The organism is Paenibacillus sp. IHBB 3054, from assembly GCF_051594305.1.
Taxonomy (GTDB): Bacteria; Bacillota; Bacilli; order Paenibacillales; family Paenibacillaceae; genus Paenibacillus_AQ.
In genome coordinates this window covers 123,165-138,693 of sequence record NZ_JBOFBG010000004.1, presented here as the reverse complement: position 1 = coordinate 138,693, position 15,529 = coordinate 123,165, and the positions used below count along the sequence as shown (strand labels likewise).

Annotated in this window: 17 protein-coding genes; 13 read left to right on the top strand and 4 right to left on the bottom strand. The window is 47.2% G+C overall.

All coding sequences use genetic code 11. From position 1 onward, the window contains the following. Positions 1–161: 161 nt before the first annotated feature. Together ACQ76X_RS07420 and ACQ76X_RS07415 are read left to right on the top strand one after the other, a co-directional pair. Positions 162–2,543: a polyprenyl synthetase family protein gene (locus ACQ76X_RS07420; protein ID WP_438492658.1), complete on the top strand. Its 2,382-nt coding sequence runs from the start codon at positions 162–164 to the stop codon at positions 2,541–2,543. 61 nt (positions 2,544–2,604) lie between these two features. Then, positions 2,605–2,700, top strand: coding sequence for an ATP-binding cassette domain-containing protein (locus tag ACQ76X_RS07415; protein WP_438492656.1), 96 nt, complete (start codon positions 2,605–2,607; stop codon positions 2,698–2,700). 231 nt (positions 2,701–2,931) lie between these two features. On the opposite strand, the gene ACQ76X_RS07410 is transcribed toward ACQ76X_RS07415, so the two are convergent. Both ACQ76X_RS07410 and ACQ76X_RS07405 read right to left on the bottom strand, forming a co-directional pair. Further along, a complete protein-coding gene (locus ACQ76X_RS07410; protein ID WP_438492654.1) occupies positions 2,932–3,870 on the bottom strand; it encodes an aldo/keto reductase in 939 nt (312 codons plus the stop codon). Positions 3,871–3,953: 83 nt separating this feature from the next. Next, positions 3,954–4,346 (bottom strand): MerR family transcriptional regulator, encoded by a 393-nt coding sequence (locus ACQ76X_RS07405; protein ID WP_438492653.1) that lies wholly within the window; start codon positions 4,344–4,346, stop codon positions 3,954–3,956. Positions 4,347–4,619: 273 nt separating this feature from the next. On the opposite strand from ACQ76X_RS07405, the gene ACQ76X_RS07400 reads away from it, so the two are divergent. The 10 genes from ACQ76X_RS07400 to ACQ76X_RS07355 are packed head-to-tail and all read left to right on the top strand — an operon-like array spanning position 4,620 to position 12,762. Continuing rightward, positions 4,620–5,162 (top strand): biotin transporter BioY, encoded by a 543-nt coding sequence (locus tag ACQ76X_RS07400; RefSeq protein WP_438492651.1) that lies wholly within the window; start codon positions 4,620–4,622, stop codon positions 5,160–5,162. 6 nt (positions 5,163–5,168) lie between these two features. Next, positions 5,169–6,659 carry an AMP-binding protein gene (locus tag ACQ76X_RS07395; protein ID WP_438492649.1) on the top strand — a complete coding sequence of 497 codons (1,491 nt, stop codon included), beginning with the start codon at positions 5,169–5,171 and terminating at the stop codon, positions 6,657–6,659. Then, a complete protein-coding gene (locus ACQ76X_RS07390) occupies positions 6,656–7,807 on the top strand; it encodes a thiolase family protein (protein WP_438492648.1) in 1,152 nt (383 codons plus the stop codon). Before ACQ76X_RS07395 ends, ACQ76X_RS07390 begins: the two co-directional genes overlap by 4 nt. Continuing rightward, entirely contained in the window at positions 7,804–8,178 is a 375-nt protein-coding gene (locus tag ACQ76X_RS07385) for an FAS1-like dehydratase domain-containing protein (RefSeq protein ID WP_438492646.1), read from the top strand. The genes ACQ76X_RS07390 and ACQ76X_RS07385 overlap by 4 nt, the downstream gene beginning before the upstream one ends. Next, the gene (locus ACQ76X_RS07380) at positions 8,171–8,524 is read left to right on the top strand and encodes a MaoC family dehydratase (RefSeq protein ID WP_438492644.1); all 354 of its coding nucleotides are present in this window, start codon (positions 8,171–8,173) and stop codon (positions 8,522–8,524) included. The genes ACQ76X_RS07385 and ACQ76X_RS07380 overlap by 8 nt, the downstream gene beginning before the upstream one ends. Next, a complete protein-coding gene (locus ACQ76X_RS07375) occupies positions 8,521–9,342 on the top strand; it encodes an SDR family NAD(P)-dependent oxidoreductase (protein WP_438492642.1) in 822 nt (273 codons plus the stop codon). The genes ACQ76X_RS07380 and ACQ76X_RS07375 overlap by 4 nt, the downstream gene beginning before the upstream one ends. Continuing rightward, entirely contained in the window at positions 9,343–10,143 is an 801-nt protein-coding gene (locus ACQ76X_RS07370; RefSeq protein WP_438492640.1) for an energy-coupling factor transporter ATPase, read from the top strand. Further along, entirely contained in the window at positions 10,128–10,976 is an 849-nt protein-coding gene (locus tag ACQ76X_RS07365) for an ATP-binding cassette domain-containing protein (protein ID WP_438492639.1), read from the top strand. The genes ACQ76X_RS07370 and ACQ76X_RS07365 overlap by 16 nt, the downstream gene beginning before the upstream one ends. Next, on the top strand, positions 10,977–11,780 hold the full coding sequence (locus ACQ76X_RS07360) for an energy-coupling factor transporter transmembrane component T family protein (protein ID WP_438492637.1): 804 nt from the start codon (positions 10,977–10,979) through the stop codon (positions 11,778–11,780). It begins immediately after the preceding gene. A 22-nt stretch (positions 11,781–11,802) separates the two neighbouring features. Then, positions 11,803–12,762 (top strand): NAD(P)H-dependent flavin oxidoreductase, encoded by a 960-nt coding sequence (locus tag ACQ76X_RS07355; protein ID WP_438492636.1) that lies wholly within the window; start codon positions 11,803–11,805, stop codon positions 12,760–12,762. Here ACQ76X_RS07355 and ACQ76X_RS07350 read toward each other — a convergent pair. Both ACQ76X_RS07350 and ACQ76X_RS07345 read right to left on the bottom strand, forming a co-directional pair. Continuing rightward, entirely contained in the window at positions 12,759–13,982 is a 1,224-nt protein-coding gene (locus ACQ76X_RS07350; RefSeq protein WP_438492634.1) for an epoxide hydrolase family protein, read from the bottom strand. The genes ACQ76X_RS07355 and ACQ76X_RS07350 overlap by 4 nt on opposite strands. A gap of 92 nt (positions 13,983–14,074) precedes the next feature. Continuing rightward, complete coding sequence (locus ACQ76X_RS07345) at positions 14,075–14,518, bottom strand: MarR family winged helix-turn-helix transcriptional regulator (RefSeq protein WP_438492632.1); 444 nt, start codon at positions 14,516–14,518, stop codon at positions 14,075–14,077. 302 nt (positions 14,519–14,820) lie between these two features. Between ACQ76X_RS07345 and ACQ76X_RS07340 the strand changes: the two genes are divergently transcribed. Next, positions 14,821–15,306 (top strand): GNAT family N-acetyltransferase, encoded by a 486-nt coding sequence (locus tag ACQ76X_RS07340; RefSeq protein WP_438492630.1) that lies wholly within the window; start codon positions 14,821–14,823, stop codon positions 15,304–15,306. The last annotated feature ends 223 nt before the right edge of the window (positions 15,307–15,529 follow it).

Sequence of the window (15,529 nt, the reverse complement as noted above, 5' to 3'; positions counted from 1 at the left end):
CTCAGGACTGGTCACTGCAGACTTTCTCGGTTCACCCGAAATAACTCGTTACTCGTAACCCAATGAGTTCTTTCGCGTATATGATATAACTATGATCCGACGAAGCTGCAGGGATTGAATGTTAAAGGTCCAAACTAAAAGAAGTTGAGGTAATCCATCTTATGAATGAATTTACACTGCATGCCGATACAGCGTATAAGCTGGCTGAGCAGAAAGCTGCTCAATATTTTGCATCACTTTTTACACAGGTCAAGAATAGAAGTTATGTGCCTGCCTTAACTGCAGACTTCCATTTGTGGAAGAAGAGCCATATTCATCATCATTCATGGCTGTCTTTTTTTTCACGAAACCAAAGGAACCCCGGCTCTGCGGATTATCACCGGTATATTCAATGGCTGAATTATACAGGGAAATTAAATGATTATCTCGACCGAAGCATTTCCTATATCTATATGAGGGATCTGGGCAAAGCGCTGGATTCTCCGGACACTCAAACCAGGATTCAACGGATGGTTGCCGATATCAAAGATCAGTTGATACCCTCAGCCGCAGCAGGCGGGGAAGCACAGCCGGACATGCTGAATTTGGCAAAGCTGTACCGCTGGGCCCAGAAAGAAGGGGTAGAAACAGCCACGATCTGGGTCATTACTAAACTCAAAACCGTCTCCGCCAATCTGCCGGAGGAAATGAATCCCGAGCAAGCCCAGCGTAAGCTGATTAAGATTATTATCGGGGTTGTCATACATGTGATGGAAGAGATGGAAGAAAACCTTGCCCCTGCAGAACGTGCCTTAAGACTTGATGAAGCCATACGGCTGGGGTATTCCTATGGACTTACCTATCCTTTCATTGATGATCTTTTAGACTCTGCGGTCTTAACCACTCCTGAGAAGGAACAGTATTCCCGGTTGATCCGTCAAGCACTTCTCAGCGGAGTTGTCCCGGAGCTGGGTGAGTGGGACGGGGAAAAGATTCCGCTGATGGAGTACGTGCATTCGGAGCTGCGGGAAGCCTTTGAGTACATTAAGAACCATCAGCGGACGGAGACGCAGAAATCGTTTTTTGAGCGTTCCTATGTGTTTTTTCACTCTCAGGAAATAGACCGGGCAAAGAATCTGTCCCATGATGGTTATACCAATGAGGAACTTTATATTCCTGTAATCCTAAAATCATCTTCCTCCCGTTTGATTGTCCGCTCTGTAATCAGTGCGCCGCTAGATGACGGTTTTGATCATCGAACTTTCTATTATGGCTTATACAATCAGCTGGCGGATGATTTTGCCGATATGTCCGACGATATGCTGGAAGGCGCGGTTACCCCGTATACCTATTATTTAAAATATCGCCAGCGGCGTAACGATTTGATCAATCCCTTTGAAATGTACTGGACTGTCATTTCCCATCTGCTCCATAATGTGTTTCATTCTGATCCCAAAACTTGCGAGGTAATTCTGGACCGGGTAATTAACGGTCTGAAACGCTCTAGAGAACGTTTAGGCAGAGAAAAATACAACGAAATCATGGAGATATTTGCGGCTGGCAGTCCGGAGTTCAAACGCCTGGTAGACCGGATGGTTCACAAAGCAGAGGATGTAGATTTCTTCGACAAACTGCTTCGGGACCAGCTGCTTAATACACTGCGTAACAACCGGAAGGAAAAGGAAGAGTTTCACGATACGATCAAAACGGTACGCGGAGTGATCAATAGCCAGCTCCTAATCCCCAAGCCTGAGGGAATGCCACCGATGAAGGAACTTCTTATAGATGCTGCTAATTACAGTCTCGAAGGAGATGGGAAACGAATACGTCCAGTCTTAACGTGGGTTATGGGCGTAAAAGAATATGGGCTGGAGCCAGCGGAGATTGTGCCGCTGCTGAGATCCTTGGAATATATGCATACCGCTTCCTTGATCTTCGATGATCTGCCATCCCAGGATAATGCGTCAACCCGCAGAGGGCGTGAAACCCTGCATCAGGTGCATGATGCTGCGACTGCCGAATTAACCGGCCTGTTCCTGATCCAGAAGGCCACGGAGGAACAAGCATCTCTCCGTCATTTCGATCCGAAAACCGTGCTTGCCCTGATGCAGTATTCAGCACAAAAGACGGGGGATATGTGCATGGGGCAGGCGATGGATCTGCATTCCAAAGGAGAAGATTTAACTCTGGAGCAACTGAATGAGATCTGCTTTTACAAGACCGGGATTGCCTTCGAGGCGGCGCTGGTCATGCCAGCTATGCTGGCTCAGGTGAAGGAGGCGGAAATTGCGGCGCTGAAGAAATTCGCTTATCATGCGGGGATCGCCTTCCAGATTAAAGATGATTTACTCGACCAGGAGGGTGACCGGCTATTGCTCGGCAAACCCGTTGGCCAGGATGCCGGAAATAACACTTCGACTTTCGTATCCATTCTTGGGCTGGAGAACGCCCGGAAAGAGCTGTGGGAACACTACTGTCTGGCCTCGGAAGCATTGAGCGAGCTGCCCCGGAATATTGCTTTTCTGAAGCATTTATTGAATTATATGGTTAACAGGAACCGCTGAACTGCGGCTGAAGCTGCCCGGAACGGGCAAATAGGATCAAGCATTGGGTGTCCCAAAATCCATGAAATACCTGTCAGTAGCCCCGGGCGAGGTTCTAGGGTTATCAGGTTACAGCGGATGCGGAAAAACTACAATGTCCCGAATATTGGCCGGTTGAACTCTCAGGGGGGGAGAAGCAGCGTTTTTGCATCGTCCGTTCCCTGAATCCTGCCACAAAATATATTATTGCCGATGAGATGACTACGATGCTGGACGCTATTACACAGGCACAAATCTGGAGCGCCTTTCTCCGCATTTGTCAAAGCAGGAACATCTGTAAGGCCATTAGCCCTACGGATGTTCTTTTTTAGGCTGCATAACTTATAAGTTGAAGCTCATTTTCAACCTCTTAGAAAATAGTCTCCAGCTGCTTGAGATCGTCTTCGGTTAGCTGAATATTCAGCGTCTGGAGATTGGACTCTATCTGTTCAGGCCTCGTTGCACCGGGAATGATCAAATCCACAGCCGGACGGGTCAATAACCAGGCAAGGGCGATTTGCGCAGGGTCAGCCCCTTTGTTCTGTGCGAAGGCTTTGAATCGCTCGACCCGTTCCACATTAGCTTGAAATGCCTCTTGATGAAATAAAGGGTTGTTCATTCGCGAGGTATCGTTGAAGACATCATCCTTCGTATATTTAACGGCCAACAGACCGGATGCCAGCGGGAAAAAAGGAATCAGAGAAATTCCATGCTTCAGACAATAAGGAATCACCTTTTCTTCTGGTTGACGGACCAGCAGTGAATATTCAGCTTGGAGTACATCCAGATGCCCCTCTGCATTAAATTCCTGAAGTTGACTATAGCTTAAATTCGAAGCCCCAACAGCCTTGATTTTTCCGGATTTTTTCAACTCCGCCAGTGTGTCAGCAGCTTCAGACAGTGGGGTGCGGGTATCAGGGAAATGTAAAAAGAAAATATCAATATAGTCTGTCTGTAATCTTGTCAAGCTGTCATCCACAGCCTTACGCAATGCAGCTGAACTGTTGTCTACTTGCAGACCGGTTGGCGTGAACTCCGGGCTCGGAGAGGCCTTCGTAGAAATGACAAGCTGTTCACGCCCTCCATACTCGCGGATCGCTTCACCGATGATCTCCTCGGAATGGCCCAATCCGTACAAAAAGGCGGTATCAATGAAATTGATGCCTTTTTGCAGGGCAGCCTGAATTAATTGCCGGCTTAAATCATCGTCCATCTTCGGATACATCATAGAATTGCCGACTACACCCGCTCCAAACCCGATTTTAAAAGCTGCCAGTCCGGTTCTGCCTATCTCAACGGTCTGATTCATGTTTATTTGCTCCTCTTTTGTTTGATGTGGGAATCCATGGGAGGACTCTGCATCACATCTTACAACCTGGTCTAAACACCAGGTCAAGCGGAGCCGTCAGCATTAGAGAAGTCACCGAATTTTCGTCCAGTCTGCAGTTTCATTTCAATCATATCCCAAATTTGCTGGAGCTCTTGCTGCTGCTGTTCGATCTTTTTTTGATAATCGCAAAGTCTATCCTGCCACTCGATAGTTGATGTGCTGCTGTCTTCCAATTGAAGCTGAAGGATAGGTTTTATTTCTTGAAGTGACATTCCGGTTTTTTTTAAGCACAGGATCATTCGAAGTGTCTCCATATGCGAGCTGTTGTATATCCGGTGACCATTGTTTTTACGGCCCACGGGAGGTAAGAGACCTATTTTCTCATAATAACGCAAGGTGTCTTCACTGACCTCAAAATGTTCCATGATTTCCTTCATTTTATAATTTTCTGCCATTATTCAACACCTCCGTACAGGACTGAAATATATATCCATCCATGAGGCTATTATAATACCTGGTGTTAACACCAGGTCAAGAAATAATGACGGAGAAAATGAGGAGAATAATGCGGATAATCCGTTGTTATTGTATTATTCGATTCAAATACCAGCCAAAAATTATATGAATAAGGTTTACAATCCTAACATATCAAACTATGATTTAGCTTAAATATAGATGACAAATCTCATAGGAATTAATATTTCCATCACACTAACGGAGGTCGCAAGTTGAAAACAAAAGAGATGGTATTTGCCGCATTATTTGCTGCACTAATAGGGGTATTAGGTATGATTCCACCGATTCCACTAGGGTTTATCCCAGTGCCCATTACCGCACAAACACTTGGTGTGATGCTGGCGGGAAGTTTTTTAGGTAAGAAGACGGGAAGTCTTAGCCTGATTTTATTTATCGTGTTAGTCGCTCTGGGTTTACCTTTATTATCCGGCGGCCGTGGAGGTTTCTCTGCATTAGTCGGGCCGTCAGCCGGTTACATTCTAAGCTGGCCCGTAGCTGCATTTTGTATCGGATATGCGACAGAAAAAATCTGGTCCAATGTAAAAACATGGAAAATTATCGTCATCAACTTAGTTTTTGGTGTGATGCTTGTTAGTTTGATCGGTGCGCCGGTTATGGCTTTGATTACACATACCTCTATTTGGGCCGGACTTGTGGGAGCAACCGCCTTTTTGCCGGGGGATTGTATTAAAGCGGTCATAGCTGCTATTATAGCGCTACAATTAAAAGCCGTCAGTCCAATCGAAGAGAAGTGATGAACGATGAATCTGATTGAACCCTTACTGCGTTATGCAGTCCAGCAGCCCGACCATATCGCCTTAACCGATGGCGAAGAGAGCCGTACTTATTGGTCATTGGTACAGCGTATGACTACAATTGCACAGGGTATACGGCAAAATGGCCTTCACCATGATAAGATTGCCATTTTATCTGCGAACCGCATTGAATTTGTAGAGGTGTTTTTAGGAGCTATTTATGCCGGGTGTGTTCCCATCCCTTTGGATCCCAAATGGAGTATAAATCAAGTGAACGCTGTTCTACAGCAATGTCAGCCGAAAATGATTTTTGCAGAGACCTATTTGGCAAAGATTCTAGACTTGCAGGACCCGGAAATTCAACTTCTAACTTTTTCTGATCAGGACATGGGTTCAGGTTCTTATGACAGCTGGTTGCTCACTCTCAAGCCGGAAGCTGAAATGGATGAATCGAATGAATTATTGTTTATCGGCTTTACTTCAGGCACAACAGGAACACCTAAGGGTTATATGCGCACTCACTTGTCGTGGATTCAGAGCTTCGAGGCGACCAAAGAGGCTTTCCAGCTAAACCGCATAGAGCATATGTTAGCTCCGGGCCCCTTTGTTCATTCCTTGTCTTTATTCGCGGTAATGCAGAGTCTATATAGCGGTGCAACCTTTCATATCGTAAAAGAGTTCGATGCCGGCAAGGTTCTACAGTTGTGTAAACAGAATCCCGATGTTATTTTGTTCGTCGTGCCGACGATGATTGAAGCACTCCTCCAGCAGAAGGATAAATTTGGTCAGACGCAAATTCAGGCATTAATCAGCTCAGGCGGGAAATGGTCAGAGATGTCTAAGAATAGGTGCAGGGAGATATTCGGCGCAGCGAAGCTATATGAATTCTATGGCTCATCTGAAGCTAGTTATATCAGTTACCTGGATGTTCATGCCGACAACAAGCCGGATTCAGTAGGTAAACCCTTTTCCGGTGTACAGATATCAATTCGTGATGAACATCTCCAGGAGGTATCCCGAGGGAGCATCGGGCAGCTTTACATTCGGAGTGATATGATGTTTACAGGGTATTATCATTTGCTGGAAGAGACTTCAGCGGTTTTTCGTGACGGATGGCTGATCATCGGAGACTTTATGTATATGGATCAGGATGGATATTTGTATTTGGCTGGCCGCTCAAAAAACATGATGGTCTCCGGTGGTCTTAATATTTTTCCTGAGGAAGTAGAGTCTGTTATGCAGCAGATTCCGGAAATTCAAGAAGTGATGGTACTGGGAGTACAGGATGCCTATTGGGGTGAACAGGTGACAGCACTTGTGAAGTGGAGCGGACAAACGCGTTTATCTGTAGAACAAATCAAGGATTACTGCTGCCGGCAAATTGCGAACTACAAGGCCCCAAAACAGCTCATCACGGTAGAGCAGTTCATTTATACAAGTAGTGGAAAAATTGCCCGGCAGGCAATGAAAGACTACGCGAAAAGATGGATGATATGATAGAGGCTGTAATTGTGATCGCTAAACGGACGCCCATTGGCAGGATCGGCGGAGTGTTAAGTGCTCTTGAGCCGGAAGCATTATTAGCACCGCTTATTCAGCATATTGTCGCAGAAACGAATGTGCCGAAGGAATTAATTGATGATGTCATCATTGGCAATGTAGTAGGTCCAGGCGGCAACATCGCACGGCTTTCTGCTCTGGAAGCAGGACTGCCAGTGACGGTCCCGGGTGTCACGGTTGACCGGCAATGTGGTTCTGGTCTGGAGGCAGTCAATCTTGCGGCAAGGCTGATTCAAAGTGGTGCTGGTGAGATTTATTTGGCTGGTGGAGTTGAGAGTACGAGCCGTGCCCCATGGAAAATGGCCAAACCGCAAACACTAACGGGTGCACCGCAGCTATATACACGGGCCCGTTTCACTCCAAGCGCCTACGGCGACCCGGATATGGGCATTGCAGCCGAGAATGTCGCCCGCAAATACGCGATTTCCCGGGAAGAACAGGACCGTTATGCTTTGAAAAGCCATCAAAAAGCCATTCATTCGCAGCAAACCGGCCGATTTCTGCAAGAGATCGTTCCTGTACAAGCGAATGGCGGATGGGTTACGCTAGATGAATGTCCCAGAGCCAATACTAGCCTGGAAAAGCTGCAGCAGCTGCCGCCAATCTTTCTGGAACAGGGTACGGTAACGGCTGGCAATGCATGTCCTCTGAATGATGGAGCGGCTCTGGTTCTGATGATGTCCCGCGAGAAATGCCGGGAGCTTCAACTAAAGCCTATTTTGCGCGTCGTCGATGCCCAAGCGGCAGGTGTTGATCCCAATTATTTAGGCATGGGGCCTGTTCCAGCTGTTCAAAAGGTGCTTAACCGCCAGCACCTGAGTGTTGCCGATTTGGATATTGTGGAGTTTAACGAAGCTTTTGCCTCACAAGTATTAGCCTCACTAAAGGAGCTTCAGATTCCGCAGGAAAAGGTGAATCGTGGAGGCGGAGCACTGGCCATTGGCCATCCCTATGGTGCTTCAGGTGGTATCTTAATCACACGGTTATGCTCGGAGATGTTATTTAAACCTTATAAACGGGGGCTGGCCACACTAGGCATTGGTGGCGGGATAGGTCTGGCCACGCTGGTGGAGGCGGTCAAATGAATAAAGTCCGGCATCAGGTTCATATCACTGCGGAGTGGATTTCTGACTATGCACAAAGTATCGGAGCTCCCTTGCAAATGATAAAAGGTGATCTGATCGCACCTGCCACAATGCCGATTATTTTCTGGCAGTTCTTCGATATTCCCTGGTTGAAGACGGATGCCCCCTTAATTCACGGCACGCAGCATTTCACTTACCAGGAACCAATTACCGCAGGGATGATCCTGGATTGTGAATTATCCTTAACGAAGATGGATAAGAAAGTAGTTAGACAGGAATGGATGACCTTCTATTTTCACACTCTTGTATACACTTGTGAAGGTAATCTCATAGGGACGGCAGATACCATATTAATCCGGGCAGGTGATTAAGATAAAGAAGCGTATAATTGCCGAGGCTGTCCGGCAATATGCGGCTGTCTCTAAAGATACGGCTGCCATCCATCTGAATGCCGAAGCTGCTGTTAAGGCTGGCTATAAGCGGCCTATAGCGCATGGTATGTATATCATGGGGCTGGCACAATCGTTATATTTAACCGATCATCCAGCACAGTGGATTACAACGTATAGCATGAAATTTCAAAAGCCGCTTGTAGTAGATACGGATGTGGTATTTCATTTTGAACCTCGCGACGGTCATATCGAAGTGAAAGTCACTTTAGAATCTGGAGAAGTGATTGCTTCAGGTACCTTTTCAGTGAAAGAGATGAAGGGATGAATAAAGTAGCCGTAATTACAGGTGCAACAAGAGGGATTGGGCGCAGCATCGCCTTACAGCTTGGCCAATCCGGTTATCAAGTGATTGTCAACGGGACAAAGCAGGCGCTAATCGACGAGGTTGTGCAGGAGATTCACCGAACAGGCGGCGAGGCGCTGGGGATTTGTGCCAATGTCGCAGATCCGCTTGAGGTCACTGCGATGGTGGATGCTGTCATCGCTGAGTATGGCCGTTTAAATGTATTGATACATAACGCCGGCAATTTGCATGACCAGCAATGTCTGCATATGACGGATGAAGAATGGAACTCAGTGCTGGATGTGCATCTGAATGGAGCTTTTTATAGCATTCGCCGGGCACTGCCTCATATGCAAAATCATGGCGGAGACATTCTTCTGATGACCTCCACTGCCGGATTAACAGGTTCGATCAAGCAGGTGAATTACAGTGCGGCCAAAGCTGGGATGCTTGGTATGATGTGGACGCTCGCAGCCGAACTAAAGCGCAACGGTATTAGAGTAAATGCCATTGCACCTGCTGCCTTAACGGATATGACCCGGCCTGTCATCCAGCATATGAAGGAAAAGTACGCCAGCCGCAATGAGCCGTTCCCGGAGTTCTGGCAGGTGGGGGAAGCAGACGATATTGCCCGCTTCACAGCCGCATTGCTGGCACAGCCGGATGTTGAGTTAACAGGTGAAATCTTTGGTGTGAATGGTTCGAAGGTAACGAAGTGGCAAAAGCCGGAGCCTGCCTTTACCGAAACCAGCATAGAGGCATTTTTCACAACATGGCGGCAACAGAAGGGTAGTCATTAAATGCTGACATTCGATCACGTTCATTTTTATTATAAAAAAGGGCAGCCCGTCATAGAGGATTTAAGCTTTACGATTGAGACGGGGGAGTTCGTGGCAATTGTCGGGGCGAATGGCTGCGGCAAGTCTACAATTGCCAAGCTAATGGATGGATTGCTGCTTCCAAAACAAGGGGATGTAACCTTTCAGGATCTAAACACCTCCAGGCCCGCAGACCTTAGGATGATCCATGTGCAAATAGGGTTTGTATTCCAGAATCCGGAGGACCAATTCATTACTACAACGGTTATGGATGAAGTGATATTTGGATTGGAAAATATTCGTGTGCCGAGAGAAGAAATACGCAGCCGTTTGGATCAAGCCCTACAGGCTGTGCAAATGGAGGATTATTTGGAATCGATGCCCCATCAGCTCTCAGGCGGTCAAAAGCAACGGGTAGCTATCGCCGCCATCCTGGCCATGCGGCCCCGGATTATTATTTTTGACGAAGCTACTTCCATGCTTGATCCGCAGGGGAGGGAGCAAGTGCTTTCGATCATGCAGGAGCTGCACCGCCAAGGCATGACCATTATCCACATCACCCATCATATGGAGGAAGTGCTGGCTGCGCGGCGTATTTTACTCATGGATAAGGGACGGCTTGTATTTGATGGAGATCCGGTTTCCTTTTTTGAAACGGTGCCCGTTGAAGACTACCAATTAGAACTTCCTTTTGCGGTTCGAGTATATCGAATGCTGCATCCGGACATGCCGCTAACGGTAGATTGGAAGGAGATGATCCGCTCACAATGGTCTACCAGCTAAACAATCTAAGCGTGAGTTATGCCGATCGGACAGCTCTGCAAAATGTCAGCTGCACGATTCAAGAGGGCAAGTGGATCTCAGTCATTGGCCATACAGGCGCCGGTAAGTCTACCTTTGTCAAAGTGCTGAAGGGGCTGGTTCCGGGCGTTGCCAGAGAGTATTTGATTAATGATCATCCCATTCCCAAAGACCGTAAAGGACAACTAAAGGCCCTACCTGATATAGGCTACGTGTTTCAATATCCCGAGCATCAATTATTTGAATCGACGGTGTACAAGGAGCTTGCTTTTGCTCCTAAGCTGCGTGGGGATACGCCTCAGCAGATAAAGAAGTCGATAGAAACCGTTCTTTCGCAATTAGGTCTGACAGAAGATATCCTGCCATTGGTTCCGTTTCAGCTAAGCGGGGGGCAAAAGCGCCGTGTGGCGATCGCTTCCGTATTGATGATGGATCCGAAGCTGCTTATTCTGGATGAACCGACAGCAGGTCTCGATCCAGTAAGCCATGCCGCTTTGCTTCAGCTGCTGAGTAAATGGCAGCAGCAAGGTAATCGCACCGTTCTCTTCGTATCCCATCAAATGAACGATGTTGCCGAATACTCGGATGAAGTCATGGTATTTCACGAGGGGCAACTCATGGGGCATTATGAGACGGGCACTTTATTTCTGGAACAAGCAGAATTGCTGGAGCAACTCGGTTTATCCCTACCGGAACCTGTACAACTGTTAAAGATAGTTGAGGAAATGTCCGGTGAGATAATTGAAGTGGCAAGCTGCAGAGAGCAGGATATTTTCGCAAAAGTGTTGCCCATCTGGCAGGCAAGGAGACTCTAAATGTCTAATACCCTGTTAATGGGACAATATTTGGAGACGCATTCCATATTTCACCGTCTGGACCCGCGGACAAAGCTTGTAAGCATGATTATCATCATGCTGAGCTTCCTAATGCTGGACACGTTCGTCAGCTACGTTGTCGCAACCCTTTTCTTGGCCGGCATTTTGTGGTTATCCAAAATTCCGTTGCAGGTCTTTTGGAGAGGCTTGAAGCCGGTCTTGTTTATTTTGATGTTTACTTTTCTCTATAATGCCTTATCCACGAAAGGAAATATCATTTGGTCCTGGTCCGTTATTGAGGTGACAGAAGAGGGTCTGCTGAACGGGTTGCGTTTCGTTTGGCGTATTGTCTTAATCATCTTGCTGGCTTCTATTTTAACGTTAACTACAAAACCGCTGACCTTAACCCATGGGCTGGAGAAATTACTGGCCCCTTTATCCAAACTCAATGTGCCGGTGGAGCAGTTTTCACTAATGATTGTGATTGCGATCCGGTTTATCCCAACGATTATGCAAGAGCTTGATCGGATTCTCCTGGCCCAGAAGGCCAGAGATTATGATATTACCACCTTAAAGCTGCCAAAACGTATATTTGCCTATATTCCGATTCTCGTGCCTTTGCTTCTAACGGTGATTCAACGTGCCGAACAATTGACTCACGCCATTGATGCGCGTGCTTATGGGAATGGGAAAGGGAGAACTTCCTATAAGCAATTGACATTCCAGCGTGTCGATTATCAAGCAGGGGGAGCAGTTGTTCTAATGACGGTGATCCTGCTGCTGTTGAAAATTTGGGGATTTTAAGTGGATAGAAGGAGAGATATCGATGAAATGGGCTACACGGGTAACTGAATTATTACAAATAAAGTATCCTATTATTCAAGGGGGACTTGCGTATTTAGCCTATGCAGATCTTGCGGCTGCGGTTTCAAATGCAGGAGGATTAGGCCAAATTACCGCTATGAGCCTCCCGGATGCAGATGCCTTGCGCTCGGAAATTGAGCGTGCGCGCACCCTGACGAACCAGCCCTTTGGTGTCAATTTTGCTATTGGCAACCATAATATTAATTATAGGGATCGGGTCCAGACCGCTATTGATGAGCAGGTCCACGCTGTGACGATTACTGGTGGAGATCCTACGGCGATATTAGAGATGATGCAGCCCACGGCTATAAAAACACTGGTGCTCGTTTCCTCACGAAGACAAGCTCAAAAAGCGGAACAGCTAGGCGCATCTGCGGTGATTGTTGTCGGGCAGGAAGGCGGCGGGCACTTAGGGCGTGATGATGTTGGAACCCTGGTGCTTGTCCCGCAAGTGGTCGATGCTGTTCAAATTCCCGTCGTTGCCTCAGGTGGAATTGGGGATGGCCGGGGCTGGATGGCTGCCCATGCACTTGGTGCTGAAGGTATTGAAATGGGGACACGCTTTATCGCCACTCTGGAATGTGTGGACGCCTCCGCCTCTTACAAAAAAGCCTTGATTGAGAGTTCTGAGGCGGATACAACAGTGATCAAACGTTCCATCCATTCACCGGCCAGGGTACTGCGAAGTGCCTACACTGAGAAAATTCTCGAAATCGAGCGCGTAACCCCCACCTATGAAGCATTAAAAGAATATATTAGCGGTGAAGCCAACAAACGCTGGATTTATGAGGATTGTGAAGAAGAGGGGTTCGGTTGGGCAGGTCAAGTGACTGGCATGATCCAAGATATCCCAACCGTCGCCGAATTGATCAATAGAATGGTCCAAGAGGCGGAGAAGGTTCGCGGAAAATGGGGAAGCTAGCGTCCACGGAAAGTCCGGCGCAAGTCCTCGGTCCATTTGTCCGGGATTTCCCAGGGGATAAAATGTCCACCTTCTGCATGGGCTGTGATATTGACATGGTTATACCAGGGAGCGCGATCGCTGTCCAGGAAGTTCTGTACGCGGTTTTCGGTTGTGATCCCTGGCGGATTTTCGTAGCCCACGAAGCTAATACCGGTTGGTGCCTCAATGACAGGCCAGCGATCATGAGCAGGCGTCCACGGATAGCGGTTGGCGTTGGCGTAGACGCGTATTGAGGTTTCGATGGCGTTGTTAACCCAGTAGATTGTTGCGTGTGTAAGGATGTCATCCTTGGAAAAAACATTCTCAACGTTGCCTTTATTATCACTCCATCTTGCCCAGCGTTCCAAGATCCATGCGAGCATGCCTGCGGGCGAATCGCTTAGTCCAAAGGCGAGGGTGGCTGGGTCAAGGACATGTACGGCGAGATGCGATGCGAAACGGCGATCCAGATTTAGAATCCCCTTCCTGATGTCTTCAGGGATATTGCCGGGTATAGGGCGGCCTCCTGCGAAATCCCAAGCGCGCTCCCCGTTGAAGAAGTTAAGTTTCAACGCTGACCCAATGTGTATCGCATAGAGCTCATCTGGATATTTATGTCCCAGTTGACCTGTCACGAGAGCGCCTACATCGCATCCTCCTGCAGCGTATTTAGTATAGCCGAGGATATCTGTCATGAGTGTATGCCAGAGATCGGCAATTTTCCAAAAGTTCATATCCGGGTTGTCCGGCAGTGGCGCCGAAAATCCGAAACCGGGAAGTGAGGGGACGATTACGTCAAAGGCTTCGGCTGGATCGCCTCCGAAGGCGCCAGGATCCGCAAGCTGATCAATGACCTTGGACCAGTGCCAGAATGTCCAGGGCCAGCCATGGGACAAAATTAAGGGTGTAGGGTTTGGTCCTACGCCTGGTTTACGCATAAAATGCACAGAAACTCCCTCAATGTCTACTTTATAATGTTCATAGACGTTGATCGCTTTCTCGGCTTTGCGCCAGTCAAACTCGTGAATCCAGTAATCAACGATTCCCTCAAGATAGTTCCGGTTTACCCCGTAAAACCAGTCATCATTACCGGCGTCTAAAGGCCATCTCGTAGACTTCAGACGAGTTTGAAGATCAGCAAGCAATTCATCCGAAACGTGGATCGGTGTCGGTTCAAGCGAAAATGGAGCCTTTGTCATTACAATTCCTCCCTGTACGTAAGAGATATATTAACTAACTGCTGCATGCTGTTCCAAATTCGAAGAAAGGAAATATCCCTCTGTGGAGACTGCTAATCGTTCCCCAGTTCGGCCAGATGCTGCAAAGCGGGTATTGCGGATGCAATGGCCTGTTGTTCCTCCAGGCTGAGTCCTTGGATGAACTTTGAGAGCTGTGCCATGCGGTCCAAGCGACGCGAATCGATCACATTTGCGCCAAGTTCGGTTATGTACACTTGAACGACCCGGCCATCATTCGGATCCGGGCGGCGCTCAACGAGTCCGTCCCGTTCAAGCCGGGTTACGAGCTGTGTGATTGCCGACTGCGTAACCTGCTCAGAGGCTGTCAGCTCAGTCAGCCGCATGGGGCTTTTGCGCGACAAGGTGTGCAGGACAGATAATGTTGTGAAGCTTAGCTTTTCAATGGACGGCAACCGAATCAGTATCCTCGTCAAATTTTCGAGCACCAGGGTTAAATCGGCGACATTAAGATCAGTAAGATGGTTTTTAGGTTTCATGATGAAATTATATCACTAATTAATATAAGTTACTAATGTAAATATGAATGATTTATATAGAATGAACTTAATAACTACACAAAAAGGCAAAAGTAGCGGAGGGGGATTTTGGAACTGTAGGAGCGATAGCGACCGCCTTTGTCACCGGATTTCCACCGCATACAGCGGGCTAAATCAAGAAATCTGGGGACAACAGCGGCCGGAAGTCCAAATATTCACCGTAGTTACGTCCTAGCCAAAATGGGAAAATCTTAAATTCAATCTATATAGCTTCCTAATATCCACTATTGAGGTGAAGATCCATGAAGCAACCAGAGATAAGAAAAGCCACCGTCAAAGATGGCATAACCGTATCAAAGATTATTACTGAATCATTTAAAAGACGAACCGAATTACTTCAGGTATCAGAAACAGAATATCCCAATCATGTTGCGTTCGAAACGGAAAGGATGGCAATAACCAGAATTAACAATTCAACGGTTAAGATTTTATTTGTGAATAATGAACCAATAGGGACCATAGGCACCCGGCAGGAAGGAGAGATTGGAATTATTGATAGATTGGCTATCCTCCCATCCTACAGAGGTGAAAATTACGGAAGGTTATTATTAGAGCATTCAGAAAATGAATTATTTAACAACGATTGTACAGAAATACATATTTCTTTAGTTGCCAGCTATCAAAATTTAAGGAGGTTTTATGTTGAACACGGCTATATCTGCATAAGTTCAACAACTCTATCAGGCTTGCCCTGTGAGGTGCTTTCATTATGTAAATATAATAGATGAGTTGAGCTGAGAATGGACCACGGTCGGATCAGCAAGTAATCCAGCTATATGATCGAAAGAAAGTCTGGCAAAAGCCGGGTTCTTTTATGCAGCCTTGAAAAGGGATAAGAAAAGAGTGTCCCAGCCTTAAAGGCAACGGTATTGGGACACCCTGATATTACGCTATAGTCAGCCTAGTGCAACGAGGATCTCGTGCAGGCCTCCGTCGCCTATTATGGAAGCT